Source organism: Pseudomonas floridensis (assembly GCF_002087235.1).
Classification (GTDB): Bacteria; Pseudomonadota; Gammaproteobacteria; order Pseudomonadales; family Pseudomonadaceae; genus Aquipseudomonas; species Aquipseudomonas floridensis.
Window position 1 is genome coordinate 1 of the sequence record NZ_MUIO01000224.1, and the last position, 671, is coordinate 671.

Genomic DNA, 671 nt, shown 5'->3' on the forward strand with positions numbered 1-671 from the left:
AATCAAGGGCCATCGCCGCCTTTTCCATCGCCGCGTTCAGCTCATCACTTAGCGCATTGCTGCGTCCTTCAAGGAACATCACCGAGTGACGCACGTCTTCGGCGTACACCTCCGGCTCGACCAAATCGACACAAGGCCCTTTGCAGCGCTTGATCTGATACTGCAGGCACGGCCGGTTACGGTTCTTGAAGTAGCTGTCTTCACACTGACGAACCAGAAAGGTCTTCTGCAACAGACTCAGACTTTCCCGGATGGCACCTGCACTGGGATAAGGCCCGAAATACCGGCCTTTGGCCTTCTTGGCGCCGCGATGGATGCTCAGGCGCGGAAACTTGCCGTCGGACAGAAACACGTACGGGTACGACTTATCATCACGCAACAGAATGTTGTACGGCGGCCGCCACTCCTTGATCAGCGTCTGCTCGAGTAGAAGGGCTTCGGTTTCATTGCCGGTGATGGTGGTTTCGATCTGGGCGATGCGCGCCACCAGCGCGCCGGTCTTGGGCGCATGCCCGGTCTTGCGGAAATAGCTGGCGAGGCGTTTCTTCAGGTTCTTGGCTTTGCCGACGTACAGAAGCTTCGCTTCGGCATCGAACATGCGATAAACGCCGGGGCGACCACTGCAGGTCGCGAGAAAGGCACTTGGATCAAAAGTCTGGGTCATGTTCAGG

1 protein-coding gene is annotated in these 671 nt (G+C 57.4%); it reads right to left on the minus strand.

Annotated features, from left to right (window positions below; all coding sequences use genetic code 11):
- Positions 1–664 (minus strand): GIY-YIG nuclease family protein (locus BZK31_RS28430; RefSeq protein ID WP_167378134.1); only part of this gene is annotated, 664 nt, incomplete at its 3' end.
- Between the last annotated feature and the right edge of the window lie 7 nt (positions 665–671).